Raw genomic sequence first — 17,618 nt, forward strand, 5'->3', positions numbered from 1 at the left:
CGTCAGTGGCCTTTCGTCTGATATATTTCATTTCTCCCCGGTTTCAACAATCCGGCACACATCGGCAATAATTTCTTCGGAGAGCAGTTGCATGGCCCGGCTCATGGCTTCGGCAAAGGCCCGGGGATGGTTGCGCACACAGGGTGCCGACGCCTGGTAACTTTTTTGAAGTACAACGGCGCTATTGCCGGTGCCGGGTGGCCCGGTCACCGTGACAGTCAGCAGGAGTTCGGCCTGCCAGGGATCGGCGGTATCGTTTTCCAGAAAGATTTCGACGTGACCCTTGATGTCATAAGCCGCTGAAGCGGGAGCAGCCGGGCCGAAAACAGCGGCGAAATTTCCGGACCGCCTCAGGTCTCTTGCCAGCAGGTGGCTTACCATGTCGGCCGGCGCCGTGTGCCACCGGTGATACACGTAGGCGTCGGTCTGGAAAGGTTGTTTTTTGTAGATCATGGCGGTGGTGGCGTAGAGGGGATCGGCGGAGAACCGGTCCACGCGGATCGCCGGTGCCGACGGTTTGCTGCCGGTGGGTGCCGGGGGATCGTATTCCAGAATGTAGTAGGCGGTCTGTATAGGAGGCTGGGTCAGGCTCGACAGGTTGATGCAGCCGGCGGCTACCAGGGTCAGTGCCCCGAAAACAAGGCATCGCGCAAACGGGATGTGACGGACGTTCATGTGGATAGCACTCCATGGCGGCAAAAAGGTTGTCTATGGCGTATCATAAGGCTCAATGTTTTTCTCCGGCAGGGGGGCCGCGAAAAAAAGCTGGGAAGGCTGGCTGGCACCCTTGGCGGTCATCTGTCGCAGGTTGCTGCTGATCTCTTCAAGATGGCCGATGGTGACAAGCAGGCGGCTCTCAAAGGTGTCGATGCGGGTATCGGCCCGTCCCATCATGGCGGTCCCGGTGGTTGTGATCTCCCGAATCTGGATCATGGCCGCTTTCATGTTGGCGATGGCGTCGCTGAGCTCCTTCTCGTTGGCCGTGATCAGGTCGTCCACCCGGGTGGCGGCCTGGCTTGCCCGGGAGGTCAATCTGTTCAGGCCGGGAGCTGCGGACTCAAAGGAGGAGATTACCCGGTTGGCGTTCAAAATAGCGGTGTCCAGGCGATCGGAGATGGTCTTGACCTGGGCGTCTGCCAGGGTTTTATTGATCGCCGCCAGGGTCTCTTTCAGCCCATCGGATATTGTTGCCAGGTCGAGCCCCTTGAGCTGTTCCACCACCTCGGTAACGCCCCCCAGCAATTCCCGGATGTCGGAGGGGCGGGTGGGAATAACGGGATAGGTGGAGGCATGGGCCGGAGTGGGAAGCAGGACCGATTCCCCCGGTTTTTTCAGGTCGAGCTCCACAAACATGATGCCCGTGATACCGATGGACTTGAGCTGTGCAATGGTATCGGTTCCCGGCTTCCAGTCCGGGTCAATCCGCAGCATCACCTCAATGAGCCGGTCGTCCTTTGATATGCGGATGTCGTGGACCTGGCCAATGGAGACCCCCCGGTACTTGACCGGTGAGTCCTTGTTCAGACCCTGAACCGATTCGTCAAAATAGCTTACGTAGAGGCTGCCCTTCTGAAAATAGCTGGTGGCCCCCACGTAGATCACGGTGGCAGCGGTAACGGCGATGCCGATAATCAGAAACAGGCCCACGATAAAGTTGGTCCGCATTGAGGCCATGCAGCATATTCCTTATGCTTGTTGTGCTTCCCGCCCGGCGTGTGCCGTCAGACGGTCTGCCAGCCGGTTGTTCCGGGCCGGGGCTGCCGGTTAAAAAACTGTTTTACAAAAGGGTCTTTGCATTCATTTTTCAGGAATTCCGGTGTTCCTTCGGCGACAATGCCCTTTTTTACCTTGCCCAGCATGATGACCCGCCTGGTCAGGGTAAAGACGCTGGCAAGGTCATGGGTCACCACCACCATGGTTGTACCAGAACTCCGGTTTATATGCAAAATCAGTTCGTCGATCTCCGCCGCACTGATCGGGTCCAGGCCGGAGGAGGGTTCATCCAGAAACAGGATCGAAGGGCTCAGGGCCAGTGCCCGGGCCAGGGCCGCCTTTTTTTTCATGCCGCCGCTGAGTTCGGAGGGCAGGTGGTTTTCATACCCGGCAAGTCCCACCATTCCCAGCTTCATGCGAACAATTTTTTCAATAGCGTTTTTGTCAAGATCGGTATAGGCGGCAATGGGCAGGGCGATGTTTTCCCCCACGGTCATGGAGCCGAACAGGGCGTTGTTCTGAAACAGAACCCCGACCTTTTTTGTGATGGCGTGCCGGGTCAGGGGCGCGCCTTCCAGGAACACGGTCCCCGATGAGGGCTTTGCCAGTCCGATCAGGATGCGCATCAGCGTGGTTTTTCCGCAACCGCTTTCGCCGATGATCACCACGATTTCATGCCTGTAGATGGAAAGGTTTACATCGTCGAGTACCACGGCGGCGCCGAACCGGGCACGAATGCTTCTGGTCTCGATGATTTTTTCCGCAGCCATATTATCCCCAGTAAAGCCGAATCAGTGCCACCACCGAGTCGGCCAGTATGATAAAGAAGATGCCGGTGACAACGGCCGACGTGGCGGCCCCGCCCACCGACGCGGCCCCGCCCCGGACCTGGAATCCCCGAAGACAGCCGATGACGGCGATGAGAAGGGCGAATATGCCGCTTTTGGCAAGGGCCCACAGCACATCGTCAATGAAAAGCGCGTCCGACACGCCTTCCAGGTAGGGTCCCATCTGAAGGTTCAGCAGGGTCACGCACACCACCAGACCGCCCAGCAGGGCAAAGATCACCGAGCAGACGGTGAGAATGGGAAGCACCACCACCAGGGCCGTGATGCGCGGTATTGCCAGAAACAGGGTGGGGTCGAACCCCATGCTAATCAGCGCGTCCACCTCCTCGGATATTTTCATGGTGCCGATCTCCGCCGCATAGGCGGAACCGGTGCGGCCGGCAACGACGATGGCGGTCATCATGGGGCCGATCTCCGCCACCATGGCAAAGGTGATCATGGCCGGGATATAGATATCGCCTCCCAGTTTTGTCAACTGCACCGATGAAACAAAGGCCGAAATCAGGCCGATAATGATGCCGATAAGACCGATGATGGGGATTGCGTCTACGCCGTCCCTTCTGATCAGTTCAATGGTGTCGGCCATTCGGAAAGAGCGGGGGGAAAAGAGCGCGCGCATGAAGGCAAACAGTATGGACCCCACAAAGGCGATGGAGGAGTCGACCCGTTTGATGCCGCCGATTACCGTATTGCCCACCTCTGGAATGACATCCAGCAGGCCGTGGCTGGCTGAGGCATGGGGAGGCACCGCATTCAGATCTGCTATGCCGGAAAAAAGCTGAAAGAGTCGTTGCGCCTGCCCGGTCACCTGGACGACCACCACCCCGCATCCTTTTTGTATGGCAACGCTTTTGAAGTTTTCGACAGCCAGCACACCAAAATCGTCCACGCTGGTGATGTCGGCCAGGTCCAGACGTATGGGACAGGCCCCCTGACGGCGCTCAAGAATTTTATGAAGATCAGCGGAAAGGGATTGGTGGGAGTCGATGGTCAGGGCGCCTGAGACATGAATCGTGATACCGCTGCCAGAGTCTTCATCAACCCGAAGACGGGCGGTGGGCCTCTCTGTGGCGTCCGGCATGGTCCCCCCTCATGGTTCCCCGCAATACCCGGTTACACGGCAGCATAATGATTGAAGCAGGATATCCCCTCGGCCAGGACGGCCTGGACCCTGTCCAGGACCGGACAGGCTTCACAGCAGCGGGGCAGCTCTTTTCGCTGGTGGCAGTCCCGGCATGGGCTTTTGATAAAATAGCCTATTTCAAAGTCAAACTTGTTTCTGTTGGCAAAGATTTCGTACATGTTAAAACATTCCGCTTTGAGTGAGCATGTTGCGCTTTTTTCTATACCACGGCTTGAAATGGATGTAAAACCCGCGGGAAGGTCCCAGACAATTACCGTTCTTCCCGGCCGATTGTCGCCAGCCGTTCGGACAAAACCCTGTGCAAGCGGATGCCGTCTTTATAATATTCAGTCTTTTCGATTTTTCTTGGATCATTTGGCCCGGGTGGCCCTTTCTGAATCAGCCGCTCCAGCACCGGCAGGGCAGCTTCCGGCCTATCCCGGTTTTCCAACAGCCGGGCATGAATATAAGGGATATAGGTCTGGTCCGGATAGAGGATCTCCGCCGTTTCAAGCAGCACGAAGAGCATCTCGACCGTATACCCGGCCATCTCCATTCCTTTTCTGCACACCCATCCGCCTTCGATCACCATGGTGGCCAGTATGAATACCGGCCCGCAGGAATCGTAGGTGGGGTTTTCCCGAACGCAGAAAAGCAGGTCTTCCATGATCGGGTTCAGATGGGCCGCCTGGGTAAGAATATTGGCGGTTTGAATTTTCCGGGCCATGCTGACCTGGCGCCAGTAGTGGGCCTGAACACTGTGGGGATTCAGCCGCAGGGCTGCTTCAGCATATGCGATGGCCTTTTTGTATAAAGGTACGCCCATTTCATCATGGGCGTCATTGAAGGTGTAGTATTCGCCCCAGTTATAGCAGGCATAGCAGGCCCACATCTGTGCCAGCAGGTTTTCCGGGTGGTCGGCGGCCATGGTCTCGAACAGTTGCGCGGATGCCGAAAGGCTGTCGATATCGGCTCTCTGCCCCCACAGAACGATGGCCCTGCTCCATTTCTCCGACGGCGGCATGTCCGGCAGCAGCTCTCCGGTTGGCAGTGGGGCCACGGCGTAAATCCAGTCGCCATAGGTGGAGTGGACATACTCGCGGTCCGTGCAGTTGCTCAGGGCGTTTAACAGGATATAAAAGGCGTTCAGGTCCGTGCCGTCGATTTGGTGGGCTTTTACGGCATAGGCTTCGGCTTTTGCAAAACTTTTCTTTCTGGTTTTTGCGTGGTCCCGGCCCTTGATGTAGTACGCCCGGCCCAGCCATAAACAGGGTTCAATACGATCGGGGTATTTTTCCTCCAGCCCATGCAGGACGGCAATAAGATCCTCAATCACCCGGCCCCCGTCCCACCGGTTGTCCCACAGCCGGGCAACCGTTTTCCATGAGGGGTCATCATCGGGAACGGGCAGGTGCCGGTCCCACACGTATGCGGCATGACCGATGAGCGGGAAAATAAAGACAAAAACAAGGCCGGCAAATCCTGCTGTGCCGAAGAAAAAGCGGTGTTTTTTCATGGGCGTCTGTCCAATTGTTTGTTTCCGGAGGCCGTTTCCATATCAGTATTTCGCCAGGGCCATGGCCAGCACCGATACCGGGTGCAGAACCTGAAGGCCGGTATGGGCCTCGATCTGCCACTTGCAGGCCTCGCAGTCGGTGATCACCACGTCCGGGGCGGTTGCCCGAATCTGGCGAAACAGGGGTTGGCCGATGTCTTCGGCAAGGGTTTCAAACTCTTTTTTAAACCCGTAGGTGCCGGCCAGGCCGCAGCACTCCGAATGAAGCAGTGTCAGTTGCAGGCCGGGAATGCGGCGAAGCACTTCAATGGTGTACATGACCCCGCCGGTCCGCTCCAGGTGGCAGGGGGAGTGGTAGGCGGCGGTCAGGTTCAGCGGTTTTAATGCCGGCAGGTTGCCGGCCTTGAACTTCTTATAGAGGAACCGGGTGATAAATTCGATATGGCCGTCAATGGCCGATGTGTCCATGTCCAGCAGCTCGGGGTAGTCCTGCTGCACCGTGAGAATGCACGAGGAGGAGGAAAAAACGATTTTCCGGCCTGTCCCTCTTGCCGCGGCTGCCAGGCTTTGAATGTTGGCATTCGCGTTTTTCCTTGCCTTGGAAAGGTTGCCGGCCGCGATCAGCGGCACCCCGCAGCACTTCTGGGCCGGGGCGATCACCCCGATGTTCATGGCGTTGAGCACTGCCACCACGTCCCGGCCCAGATCGTGAAAATTGTAGTTGACATAGCAGCCGTAAAAATAGAGGACCTGCTCGGAAAAGGCTTTCTGAATACGGGCCTGGGCCTTGAGCTCGCCGGCAAACCGGCCGGAGGCGTAAGCCGGAAACCGGATTTTTGCGGAGATGTTTAAAAACAGGCCCAGCACCGTCTTTACCATGCCAAGGCCCAGCAGGAAGTTGGCCAGCCATGCGAGCCGGGTGGCAAAAAATCCAGCCAGGTCGGTATGGGTCAGCAGAAAATTACGGACCCGGTGGCGTTTTTTGAGCCGGGTGCTTCTTGCCAGGGAGATGAAATCGGTGATGCGCACCCCCGAAGGGCAAACCGTTTCACACCGCTTGCAGTTGTTGCAGTAGGCCAGTGAGCTGTCCGCCAGAAAAGGGGTCTTGATGCGCATGCGTTCGGCATCCGGGCCGGAATACTTGGGCCCCGGATAAAGCGGGGTCACCCGGGCCACCGGACAGTAGGCGGTGCACACGGTACACTTGATGCAGCGGTCAAAACTGGTGTTGTCAAGGTTGATCATGGCAAATCCGGATAGTCCTGGCGCTGGCGGGTGGCCGAATAGATGCCCCGGGCGATGCGCCGGCCCGTCACATAGCCGGTGGCAACGGCCACGCCGCCGCCGCACCCCTGGTTGACCGGGTCGTAGCCGGACAGCACCGCACCCGTGCAGAAAAGGTTTTCCACGGTCTCTCCCGCCGGGGTCTTCGGATGGAACGTGTCATCCGTGATGACCCCGGCGGAAAGAAACGCATGCCCCCCAGGGGCAAAAAAGTTTTCCGATCCCAGGCAGCGGGCTTCAGGCGACCGGGCCAGGGCCAGGTTGAAGACCGGCTCCGCGATTTGATCAAACCGGCTGACAAGGCCTCCTGAAAAGAAACTGCCGGTGGACAGCACATAAAACCCCGCTGTAAGGGTGTCGTTTTGGTTTTTTGTGCGGATGGCGGTTACACGGCCGTTGGCGATGGTCCCCTTTTCCACGGTTTCCCGCTGGATAAAGACACCGCCCATGGCCGCGAACCGGGACTTGAGCGCATTGTCCAGCCGCATGCCCGGCATGGAGGGGGGAAGGGTGGGTACTTCGTAAATGATTTTCCCGGTTTTTTGGCGCAGCCGGTCCAGCACCGCGTTGTGGCGTTCAATTCCCAGCACCGCCGGAAGCCCCACGATATCGGCGTCCGGGCAGGCCGTTCTGATAAGACGGGCCATTTCATCCGGGTCCATGGTGTCAAATATCCGGGCGATGTCGATGGAGCGCATGGCGTGGACCGGTGAAGGGTTTTTCTCCTTTTCCGGCAGATGCATCTCGGCGCACTGAATGTCGCAGGCGGAAAACAGCTTGTGCCGTTTGAGGTTGGCTGCGGCCAGGCCGGGATGAAAGTCCCGAAAACCCTGAATGTTCATGATGGTAATGGCCGGGGTGTGGTCGATGACCGACCGTATCTCCTGGTTGAAAACGCTTCGCTGGGAAAAGAAGGTGGGCTTCAGCGTGCCCAGGGCCGTGACGTGAAAGTGGTTGCGGGAACAGTTCTCATGGAGGGGCAGCCCGGCTCTGGCCATTTCCTGCCTGAAAAAGGCCAGGGCCTCTTTTATGGTGTCGATGCCGCACCGCGCGTAGGGGTGTTCCGAATGCATGTCGATAAACCGGGGCAGGGCGTCAAAGGGGTCGGGCACAACGGTGGCTTCCGGAAAATATCCCAGCAGGTCCACAGAGCCGGATGAAAAGTGCAGGGCGCTCATGCCCGAGGAGAGAATGGCGCAGGAAAGCCCTTCGGCAAGGCAGGTGATGCCGCAGGCAAGACCTGACAGGCCGCCACCGATGATCAGGCAGTCGTAGTCGGTGCTGTTATTCAAATTCATCCGCAAGACAGACCCCTTCTCCCCTGCCCGGGCTGGAAGCAACGGTTTTTCCCAGGCCGAAGATTCCCTGGCAGATCCAGTAGGAAAATTCGGCTTCCCTCAGGGTATCGCCCCACAGCACCGGCCGAATGCCTTTCCACCGCTCTTCTAAAAAGTCGATAAGCATTTTTGTGGCATCGGTGCCGTCGGTATGCCGGTGTTCGATAAAGGCGCCGGCGCTGCGGTAGGCGCAGAACAACCCCTGGCAGGGCCCCATGCCGATGCGGGTCCGGCGCCGCAGGTCCACGATGTCCTTTACGTGCAGGTGTTTTAAGGCATAGGCCACCTCCCGGGAGGTGACCATTTCGCATTCGCAGATCAGGCCCGTGCCGCCGTCGCTCTCTTCAAGAATGTCGTCGGCCCGTTTGCCGTGGCGGTAGTAGGTCGACTGGGCCACGGATTCGGAAAAAGGCAGGGCGCGGACGCCCCGGGGAATCGGTTCTTCCGATCCGGGCAGGGGGGTCGCAGCGGTGCGGCAGGGAAGGTTTTCCCCCAGCTTTCGGCAGGCCAGGTTTACGGCCTTTTCCGCCATCAGCCGGGAGGTCATGAGCTTGCCCCCGGCAATGGTGATAAAATTTTTTACCTGGTCCCGCTGCTGATGGTCGATGAGCACGATGCCCCGGGTGATGTTGCGGCCGTGGGTCTCGCCGGGTGACGCGGCCACCAGGGGCCGGACCCCGCAGAAGGCCCGCAGCACGCGGGTGCGGGACAGGTTGGGCACAAGACGTTCTCCTTCTTTGAGCAGGGTCCGGATTTCGTCGTCGGTGACCCGCAGATCGGAGATCGCCTCGTAGGCAATGCGTTGGGAGGTGGTGCCGATCAGGGAGACGGTGTCCCCCGGCACCAGGATGTCGCCGTCAGCCGGTTTTCTGCAGCGGTTCAGCACCACGTTGTTGATGCGGTAGTCCAGGATCACCATGGCACCCTTGGAGGGGAACATGACCAGCTCGATATCGGCCATTCTGCAGAGTTCCTGACCCCACACGCCGGAGGCGTTGATCACCACCTTTGCCCGAATTTCAAATGTTTCCCTGGTGCACCGGTCCAGGCACCGGGCGCCGACAACCGCATCCTGATCCTGAATAAAACCGGTGACCCGGGTGTGAGTCAGGATTTGTGCCCCGCGTTCCGAGGCGTCTAAGGCATTGGCCGATGCCAGGCGAAAAGGATCAATGGTGGCGTCCGGCACGGTGACAGCCCGGGTGACGGCGGGGTTCAGGTTGGGTTCCATGGCCAGGGCGGTGGTAGCGTCGATCTCCCGGCAGGGAATGTCCGCCCTGCGGCAGGCCTGCACCAGGGCGTCATGGTAGGCCGGGTCGTCCTCCGGAAGGGAAACGAACAGGCCGCCGGTCTCTTCGATGCAGTGGCGGGCGATTTTTTTTAAAATCCGGTTTTCCGTGATGCACTCCACGGCGGATTCAAAGTCCTTGACCGCGTAGCGGGCACCGGAGTGCAAAAGGCCGTGGTTCCGCCCGGTGGTGCCGGCGGCCAGGTCGGTCCGCTCCACCAGCACGCAGGGAATGCCGCGCATAGCGCAGTCCCTGGCCACGGCGGTGCCGGTGGCGCCGCCGCCGATGACAAGAATGTCGGTTTCGATCTGTTTCATTGCATGTGCCTTTCCAGCATTATATAGATAGTACAGCCACCGTCAACAGGGGGTTTCTCTTTCCAAAGTAGAGTGGCGGCACGACTCGAGCGTTGAGAAGCTGTTGGCATCCTGTATCCTATTTGATATGTTGCGGCCATACCGGAAGAGGGGCGGTCAATGGGGTTTCCCTTCCCGGCGAAAGAGCGGCCCAACGACAGGTGAGGATATGATCCTGACTGGAAAAACAGTGAAGCAGGGAGTGGTTCTGGTTGCCGGTTTTGCCGTGGTCGTCTGTTACGGCTTCATTTTCAGTCCCTTTTTGCCAGGAAAGTACGGATTCCTGGGCCATGACTATGGATTTACCCTGCCGCAACTCCTCGACGGTTATGTGTGGTTCAAAAAGAACGGGGTGTTCCCTGTTTACTGGTTTTCTCCCTCTTTCTGCGGCGGCATTCCTGTTTTTGCGCATCCCATCAGCTATTTCTATTCGGTGGTTCAACTGCTGACCTTCTGGACGGGTCCCTTGCCTGCAATTGGTTTAAGTTTTTTACTCTTTGGAGTACTGGGCTTTTGGGGTTTCTACGTGCTGATGCATCGGGCCTGTGACTGTTCCCGGTCGGTTGCATTTCTGTGTGCCGTTCTTTTTCTGTTTAACGGGTTTTACTGGTCAAAGGTGCTTATCGGGGCGTTGATTTACATCGCTTTTATGCTGATCCCCTGGGTCGTGATCTGTCTGTTGTCAACCGGAACCCGGGAAAGAGCAACGTACGGAAGGGGGACACGCAACATGGTGGCCGCAGGACTGATGATCAGTTACATGGTTTACTCCGGTACGCAGACCCTGCTCCCCGCCATCCTGCTGTCTGTTGTGATCACCGGCTGTCTCCTGTGTTTTCTGTATCCCCAGCGGTTTTTTCCGATCTCCTTTATCAGCCGTTTTGCCGGGGCCTGCCTGATTGCCCTGGGCCTTTCAGCGGCAAAGCTCTCTGCCGTGCTCCATTTTGTCGCCAACTTTCCACGGAACCACTATCTGCTGCCCCAGATTGATGGCATGGGGAATCTTGTCAAGGTGGTGGCTGGCGCCTTGTGGGGTTCTCCGATGGATGCATTGGCCAGGGAGGCAATGGTCAATACTCAGTTTTTTTTAGGCCGGCATGAGTTTGAGTTCGGGGTGGGGCCAGTGCCTTTTGTCGTACTTATCGGTGCGGTGACGGTGCTTCTTTTCCGGCGGCTCACATGGCGGAAAAGGACCTCCTTTGTCTCAGAGCACCCCCTGCTTTTCATAGCGACCGTTGTTCTGGCAGGCATACCTTTGGCGCTGAATCTATATACGCCTGAATGGAACGCATTTTTAAAAAAGGTGCCGGTGATCGGCAGCAGCAGTCAGAATGTACGGTGGTTTTCTGTTTATATACCGGCGCTGGTGCTGCTGACCGGTGTGGCCATGGAAAGAACAATCCCGTCCCGCCGGCTTCGTTCAATTTTGGCACTGGCAGGCGTGGCAATAACAATTTTTTTCAACATGGTCATGGATCGAACCTATTATTCTCTGGAACAGAGCTATTCAGGTGTTCGTGTTCAACAGGCCTATTATGCCATTAAGCAGGGCGCCATTGATCCCAAAGTGACCCACATCAGTGCCCCGGTGGATAATTGTGGCCGTCCGGGGGCTCCAATCTACCGAAATGACGCATTTATTTATAACCATTCTCAGATGTTCTGCTACGAGGCAAGTTTCGGTTATGGTCTTGAGATGCTCCCTTTTGGCAGCCTGCACCTCGGGCCGGTGATGGATGTGGCTAACGGGGTTTTTAATATTAAGAATCCGGTTTGTTATGTGTTTCCCGGCGCAAACGGTTGTCGTCCGGGAGACCATTTTACTGCTGATCAGAAGGAGGCGGTCCTTGCTTTTACCCACTATCGCCCGTTTCCGTTTGCCATGCCTCTGGTACAGAAGGCAGCAAACTGGACGACAGTCTGCTGCCTTCTGTGCTGTATTTGCCTGCTGGCCGCAGATGGAACTCTGCGAATATGGCGGAAACTGAGCGGCATCGCTTCATAATCGTCAGAAATATATGACAGATGGGCCGACCTGTTGTCAGTCAATTTCGCCTAATCGGGTATTTTTACGCCTGCCGGGGAAAGAGCACGATGGCGAAAAAGGTCTTTGTGTCTCTATCTATTCCTCGTTTCCGGTCTGGAAGCTTATCTCTGCGTCGATGCGATAAACTTTGAAGCGGTTGTTCTCAAGAAAGAGGCCAATGAAGTGGAGTTGGTTGTCCCCGTCAAATACGATCGGTGTTTGTTGATAATTGAAAAAAGAGTTAAAAGGTAGCACTTTGTCATCGTTTACGATGAGAAAACAGGAATATGGGGCTTCTCGTGCCAGGTAAGCCATGCAGTTGCTGTCAGGGCTGAAAAAAGGGGGTGTCGTGTCATCAAATGGCCCATGCTCTTTTTTGTCAACAACCATGAAGACCTTTTTGTTTTTCAAGGCTTTGTAAGCCACATGCTTGGAATCGGGGCTGAAGACAGGCGTGCTGATATCGTCATACCATTCTGCCTTCTGGCCATCCACTACTACCGAACCCATTCCTTTCTCATTAGCGATCCGGAAGGCCGTTCGCTGTGCGTCCGGAGAAAAGACCACTGGTGGTACAATACCCTCGTACGTAGCTATTGGATTGCCGTCATAAATGAAGGCGTATTGGTTTGTTTTGCCGGATACGATGCCTATATATGCATAATGTCGGGAGTCAGGGGAGAAGACAGGTTCGCCAACCCTGTCGAACAGAGGTCCCTTCTGATCTTCAACGCGGATTCGGTATCTGAATTCTTCGATCATGGTAAAGGCAAGCCGTGATGCATCCGGACTGAATACAGGCGGGGTGATCTGGGGCACCATGTACTCGTATACTTTTTTTACCGGGTTAAAGACGGTCTGGATCGTATATTTGCCAGACGGCATCTCCCTCCCGTTTTTTACGGTTATCCAGTTGTCATTTTTTATGGCAACAAACACCAGTGATTTATTGTCAGGGGCCCAGGTCAGGGCCTCAGCCATGTCAAAAGGGCCGTAAGTCGTACTGTTTTGAACGACAAAATATTTTTTTTGAGTAGTGGCAATACAGGCGATATTTTTCGCATCTGGACTGAAGGCGATCTCGTCAATGATATCCCAGGCCCGTTCCTGGGGCTTCCCGTCGATCACCAGAATCACCCGGCCCTGGTCAAGACCGGAATAGGCCAGTCGGCTGGAACCGGGGCCGAACACCAGCCCGATCTGGCGGTCAATGGCGTCAAAGGGATCATGGGGTGTGCCGTTGAACAGCACCACCTGCTTACCTTCTTTCTGGGCAATATAGGCAAAGCTTTTTCCGTCCGGGCTGAATGTCAGGCAGCAGGCACCGTCAAACCCGGGGTATTCCGTCTTATCCACCACCACGATATTTTTGCCGGCAAGGGTTGCAATATATCCAACCCGGTTTTTTTGCGGGCTAAAAACAGGAAATCCTCTGGCAATCTGGTCGTAAAGTTTTCCGGCCTTGTCATTTGTCATCACCTGCATGCCCGTCTCATTTTTAACAACATAGGCCAAGTGCGTCGAATCCGGGCTGATAACGGCTGACTCCGCGTAGGCCATACTGTCTTGAGGTTGTAAACTCAGGAACGTCTTTTTTATGGTAACGGAAGGGAGTGTGTTGGTCGTTCCCGGCGTGTTAGCAGCCAACAGAAAGGTAAGACCAACGGCCGCAATTTGAATAAGAGAGGCAAAGTGTTTCATGATGACTGTCTGTGTCGGATTTTCGTATGCTTGAGCATGGCCATTTATAGCACAGGCGGTCTGAACGTGTAAACCTGGATCAGAGGGGGCAACCTATTCAAGGTCGGGTTCTTGTCAAAGGGCTGCACACATTCATCGAGCAAGGCTCCGAAGGTCGTTAAGATAACCGATAAAACCGGCAAGACTGTTTTTTATAAAAAACTGTTCGCGTTGAAACACGGCCGGGCCCACTTGGGACAGACCGGCCAGAAGCGTATCTTCTTTTAACAGACGGTCTGCGCAGCGGGAAAGCAGGGTGCCGGTTTCGCCTTTTTCCATCTCATTTCCAATCAGCGCCTGCCAGGAAAAAAGCTGTTGCCGGTGGCGGCAAAGCAGTTCAACGGCATTTGTCCGCAGGCTGTTGTGACCGTAGCAGATGACTGCGGGCGCTGTGTCGATTAAGCGGTCCATGCTTGCCACGGTGATTTTCAGATCGAACCGGGGCGGTGTGGCCGGCCGGAGACAGATGTGTCCGTCTCCCAAGTCGAGGTTGACCCCGCCCGCCTCTCCGGCAAACAGGGTGTTGTCCGGTGTGAGGTAACTGATGTGGTGGGGGGCATGGCCCGGTGTCATCACGGGCCGGCAAAGACCGCAGGAGAGCTCTGTCGCATTCATCAGCCGTGTTTCAGGTACCGGATCAATAGGGCCGTAGGCCTCGGCCATGGCCCCCAGGGTCTGTCTTGTGCTCTGCCACAGTTTTTCAGGGTTCACCAGGTGGGGAATGGCTTTTTCGTGACAGATGACCGGTGTGCCGGGAAAGGCGTTTGACACCCGGCCGATCCCGCCTGCATGGTCGATGTGAATATGGGTGAGCAGAATAGCGTCCGGCCGGCACCTGATTTCGGCAAGGGCGGACAAAAGGGCGTCGGCTGTTACCGACGGGCCGGTATCCACCAGCAGGGTCTTTTTCCCCCGGTAGACCCACGCGGTGATAAAGTTATCAAACCCTTCCATGGGCGGCGCCAGGGCGATCCGGTATACCTCGGGCCGTGGCTGGCGAATGGCATAAGTTTTCATTCTAAATCGAAATCGGTATCGAAACGCATTTGCTCAGGTGGCTCAAAAAACGCTCCTCACATGTCCGGCATCAGGTTCATGTCGGTCGGCGCATTGACCTGAACATTCATTTGAATGGTCTGTGTCTTGCCCGCCGGCAGGTCCATCTCCCATACAAAGGTCTGGTGGTCGCTCTTTTTTTCAGATATGGCCGGGTCCAGGGTCCAGGCGGTTTTTATCGCTTTGTTCCGTGTCTGGGGCCGGGGCTCCTCCACCTGGGCGGTCACGCCATAGGGGTGGTGGTTCTCCAGGGATATGTCCCATTGCCACTGGATGGTCTGTTCGGTGGCAATCAGCCCCTCCTTGCCGCTCTTTTTTGAAACCAGGGTTTTAGTGGCCGACACCAGGGGATCCTGGCCAAAGAAAAGTGTTGCCTCCCTGGCCTCCATGGAAAAGGGGCCCCGGCCCACCATGGTACCGTCTATCAGAAAAATGGCCTCTCCCTCCGGTGCCTGAAGCGGCTCCTTCAGGGAGACCGATGCCTGAACAAACGCTTTCGTGGACCGGGAGGGACGCACCAGGTGCAGAAACCGGGCCGGAAGGGACCGGCTGGCAATCAGGAACCGCTGCTTTTCTCCGGAGGTCACACTGCGTTTGCCCATGCGCCACTGGGTGGTGGTGCTCTTGAGAACCGGCTGGGGTTGCGAAGCAGTTGCCTGGTCGGTCATGGCGTCGGCAACGCTTTTTTCAGCCATGAGCATGGATGAACGGTAAACCGGTGCCTGCGGCCGCTCCTGGATGATCCATGGCGAAAGGTCCGGGGGCACGAGATCAAACGAAGGGCTGGCCGTGGTCAGGGTCATCTCCACCTTTTCCCAGGACACACCGGAATTCTGCCAGATGTCCGCGTCCCATGAAAAGTCCACGGCATTTTTGGCCATGGCGGCATTGAGCCGGTAGGCGGGCGCAAACCCGCATTCCGGGAAAAAATAGGAAAATTCAATTGGGCACCGGACATCGGCCGGGCCGGAAAGCGCGATGCGCACGGCCCACTGGTTTTCCTGACCGGAGGTCAGTTTTCTCAGCTCTTTTTCAAGTTCGGCAATCTCTTTGTCCATCTCCTCAATCTGCCGGGAAAGCGCGGTCTGTTTCTGGTATCCCTGAAGCAGCGGGGTTTCCAGGGCCGCGCCCACGGCCAGGGCGTCGTCCGATTTTTCCCAGTTTCTGGACAGCTGGTGTTCCCAGAAGGTGATTTTTGCCGCTACCGCTTTTCGCGTGTCAGCGGTGGCCGCCTTTTTCTGCTTCAGCGACTCAATCTGCTGTTTGATCTGGGCCGTCTTTTCCGGGTGGGCAATCTCTATCCGTTCCCATGTGGCCCCGGAAAGGGCAAACCGGTTGTCATTCACCTGGACCGAAAGTGTGGCAGGAACTGCCCGTGCCGGAATCGTCAAGGTGTTGGCGCCTGCCGTGAGCGTCGCCTGTTCGGTGATGGTGCCGCCTTTGGGAAAAAGGGTGACGGCCGAAGGCGTGGCCAGAACCGGGCCGGTGAAAACAACCAGGCACAGAAGCACGATTGTTGTTGCCAGGAAAAAGGTTTTTGGACGCATGAAGACACCTCTTTGAACCAGGGGGTTGCGGCGCGCAAAGCGCCCGTGTTTATTTTTCAGATGCTTTTTGTTCCGCTTGCCGGCTGTGGAACCAGGCGATGCCGATGCACCACGCAAGACCGCCGTAAAGCAGGCTGAATCCAACAATCAGCATGACAATGGCTTCGGTTTTCATGGGCGACTCCCTGTTGCAAGACATTTCATATTGCCAATCAGACGATTCCGTTTTCCCGGTCGCTTTTCGTGGGAACCAGGGTCAGGACAGCGCCAATGATCACGATAAGGGCAAGTGTGCCCAGGCCGATGGCGAAAACAGCGGAAGGGGGATACCCTTCGTAGGGGGCCTGCATCTCATCCACAAAGGTACGAATAACCGAATACCCCAGAATGGCCGGGGTGAGAAACCGGATGATAAAGGAAAAAATCGGCCCGATTTTTATTTCCGCGGTCCGGTTGACTTCCGCTGCAAAATTTTTCGCCCCCAGGATCCATCCCACGGCCAGGCACTCCACAATGGCCACCGTGGTGATGGCATAGGACATGATAAAGTGGTCCATGATGTCAAGCCAGTAGATACCGGCGCCGGTGGCCAGGGGCAGACCCGCAAGAAAACTGAACACCGCGGTGATGGTGGTGGATACGGACCGGGTGATGCCGAACTTGTCGCTCAAGGCCGCGCTGACCGTTTCCAGCAGGCTGAAGGCCGAGTCAATGCCCAGTAAGAGCAGGGTGATTAAAAACAGGGCGCCGAAAAAGGTCACGTAGACCGGCAGTTTGGCCAGGGCCGCGGGATAGACGATAAAGGCCAGGCCAGGCCCCGCCTGGGAGACCTCCGTCATGGGCACGTTGGTGGCCACGGCAAAATAGCCCAGTACGCTGAACACGGCCAGGCCCGCCAGAAAGCTGAAACAGCAGTTGGAAAATGAGGTGATGGCCGCGGAGTTGGGTAGTTCCGTGTCCTCGGGCATGAACGAGGCATAGGCGATCATGGTGCCGAACCCTACGGAAAGGGAAAAGAATATCTGGCCGTAAGCGGCCAGCCATACGTGGTAGTCGGTCAGCCTGCCCCAGTCCGGGGTCAGGTAGTGGTTCAGGCCGGTGGCGCTGCCCTCCAGGGTCAGGCCTCTTACCAGCAGGATCAGCACCAGGATCACGGGCAGGGGAACCGTAAACAGCAGCACCTTGCCGATGCCGGAAAGCCCGCTGCGAATGATGGCCCAGATCACCACCCAGGTGGTCACCAGTCCCCAGAGCAGATTGGGGTAGATAGTTCCAAACTGCCAGGGGCCTTCCGATATATGAAGTATGTCGGTAAAAAAATGGGCCTTGCTGGCGGCCAGGTCCGCGCCCCAGACGGCGATGTCCGGGCTGGCCAGCAGAAAGTTCCATGTCCATCCCAGCACGATGCAGTAATAAATATTGATAAACAGGGCACACAGAATGGCCATCCACCCGATAAACCGCAGGGGTTTTCGAATTTTGCCCAGAGCGATGTGGGCCGATCCCTGGGTTCGAATGCCCAGGCCGTATTCAATAATCATCAGGGGGATGCCGGCGGTAAGCAGGGCCGTCATGTAGGGGATGAGAAACGCGCCCCCTCCGTTCTGGGCGGCGATATAGGGAAACCGCCACATGTTGCCCAGGCCGATGGCCGATCCCACGGCGGCCATGATAAAGATCGAACGGTTTTTCCAGTGTTCCCTTTCCGCCATCTTGTTCTCCCGGAATTATGGCTGGGGCCAGGCGAAGGCCGTGCATCGAAAAACAGTCGTGGGCCGCGCCT

General features: G+C 56.8%; 15 protein-coding genes. 1 reads left to right on the top strand and 14 read right to left on the bottom strand.

Annotated elements, in window-relative coordinates; genetic code table 11:
- Nucleotides 1-27: 27 nt before the first annotated feature.
- The 9 genes from DOLE_RS05210 to glpA form a co-directional block, all read right to left on the bottom strand.
- A complete protein-coding gene (locus DOLE_RS05210; RefSeq protein WP_012174442.1) occupies nt 28-675 on the bottom strand; it encodes an ABC-type transport auxiliary lipoprotein family protein in 648 nt (215 codons plus the stop codon).
- Between the two features lie 33 nt (nt 676-708).
- Nucleotides 709-1,674 (bottom strand): MlaD family protein, encoded by a 966-nt coding sequence (locus DOLE_RS05215; protein ID WP_012174443.1) that lies wholly within the window; start codon nt 1,672-1,674, stop codon nt 709-711.
- A gap of 47 nt (nt 1,675-1,721) precedes the next feature.
- Complete coding sequence (locus DOLE_RS05220) at nt 1,722-2,483, bottom strand: ABC transporter ATP-binding protein (protein ID WP_012174444.1); 762 nt, start codon at nt 2,481-2,483, stop codon at nt 1,722-1,724.
- Nucleotide 2,484: 1 nt separating this feature from the next.
- Nucleotides 2,485-3,642, bottom strand: coding sequence for an MlaE family ABC transporter permease (locus tag DOLE_RS05225; RefSeq protein WP_012174445.1), 1,158 nt, complete (start codon nt 3,640-3,642; stop codon nt 2,485-2,487).
- Between the two features lie 32 nt (nt 3,643-3,674).
- Nucleotides 3,675-3,863, bottom strand: a complete 189-nt coding sequence (locus DOLE_RS05230; protein WP_041280371.1) for a hypothetical protein — start codon at nt 3,861-3,863, stop codon at nt 3,675-3,677.
- Between the two features lie 92 nt (nt 3,864-3,955).
- On the bottom strand, nt 3,956-5,200 hold the full coding sequence (locus DOLE_RS05235; RefSeq protein WP_012174446.1) for a tetratricopeptide repeat protein: 1,245 nt from the start codon (nt 5,198-5,200) through the stop codon (nt 3,956-3,958).
- Between the two features lie 42 nt (nt 5,201-5,242).
- A complete protein-coding gene (gene glpC, locus DOLE_RS05240) occupies nt 5,243-6,445 on the bottom strand; it encodes an anaerobic glycerol-3-phosphate dehydrogenase subunit GlpC (protein ID WP_012174447.1) in 1,203 nt (400 codons plus the stop codon).
- Nucleotides 6,442-7,782 (bottom strand): glycerol-3-phosphate dehydrogenase subunit GlpB, encoded by a 1,341-nt coding sequence (gene glpB, locus DOLE_RS05245; RefSeq protein WP_012174448.1) that lies wholly within the window; start codon nt 7,780-7,782, stop codon nt 6,442-6,444. Before glpB ends, glpC begins: the two co-directional genes overlap by 4 nt.
- Nucleotides 7,769-9,427: an anaerobic glycerol-3-phosphate dehydrogenase subunit A gene (gene glpA / locus DOLE_RS05250; RefSeq protein WP_012174449.1), complete on the bottom strand. Its 1,659-nt coding sequence runs from the start codon at nt 9,425-9,427 to the stop codon at nt 7,769-7,771. Before glpA ends, glpB begins: the two co-directional genes overlap by 14 nt.
- A gap of 208 nt (nt 9,428-9,635) precedes the next feature.
- On the opposite strand from glpA, the gene DOLE_RS05255 reads away from it, so the two are divergent.
- Nucleotides 9,636-11,471, top strand: a complete 1,836-nt coding sequence (locus DOLE_RS05255) for a hypothetical protein (RefSeq protein WP_012174450.1) — start codon at nt 9,636-9,638, stop codon at nt 11,469-11,471.
- Nucleotides 11,472-11,588: 117 nt separating this feature from the next.
- On the opposite strand, the gene DOLE_RS05260 is transcribed toward DOLE_RS05255, so the two are convergent.
- From DOLE_RS05260 to DOLE_RS05275, 5 genes are all read right to left on the bottom strand, one after another.
- Nucleotides 11,589-13,193, bottom strand: coding sequence for a TolB family protein (locus DOLE_RS05260; protein ID WP_012174451.1), 1,605 nt, complete (start codon nt 13,191-13,193; stop codon nt 11,589-11,591).
- A gap of 132 nt (nt 13,194-13,325) precedes the next feature.
- Nucleotides 13,326-14,249, bottom strand: a complete 924-nt coding sequence (locus tag DOLE_RS05265; protein ID WP_012174452.1) for an MBL fold metallo-hydrolase — start codon at nt 14,247-14,249, stop codon at nt 13,326-13,328.
- Nucleotides 14,250-14,305: 56 nt separating this feature from the next.
- A complete protein-coding gene (locus tag DOLE_RS05270; RefSeq protein WP_012174453.1) occupies nt 14,306-15,835 on the bottom strand; it encodes a DUF4139 domain-containing protein in 1,530 nt (509 codons plus the stop codon).
- 49 nt (nt 15,836-15,884) lie between these two features.
- Nucleotides 15,885-16,010, bottom strand: a complete 126-nt coding sequence (locus tag DOLE_RS18145; protein WP_153304361.1) for a MetS family NSS transporter small subunit — start codon at nt 16,008-16,010, stop codon at nt 15,885-15,887.
- A gap of 37 nt (nt 16,011-16,047) precedes the next feature.
- Nucleotides 16,048-17,547 (bottom strand): sodium-dependent transporter, encoded by a 1,500-nt coding sequence (locus tag DOLE_RS05275; protein ID WP_012174454.1) that lies wholly within the window; start codon nt 17,545-17,547, stop codon nt 16,048-16,050.
- Nucleotides 17,548-17,618 lie beyond the last annotated feature (71 nt).

This window comes from Desulfosudis oleivorans Hxd3 (genome assembly GCF_000018405.1).
In the GTDB taxonomy this organism is placed as follows: Bacteria; Desulfobacterota; Desulfobacteria; order Desulfobacterales; family Desulfosudaceae; genus Desulfosudis; species Desulfosudis oleivorans.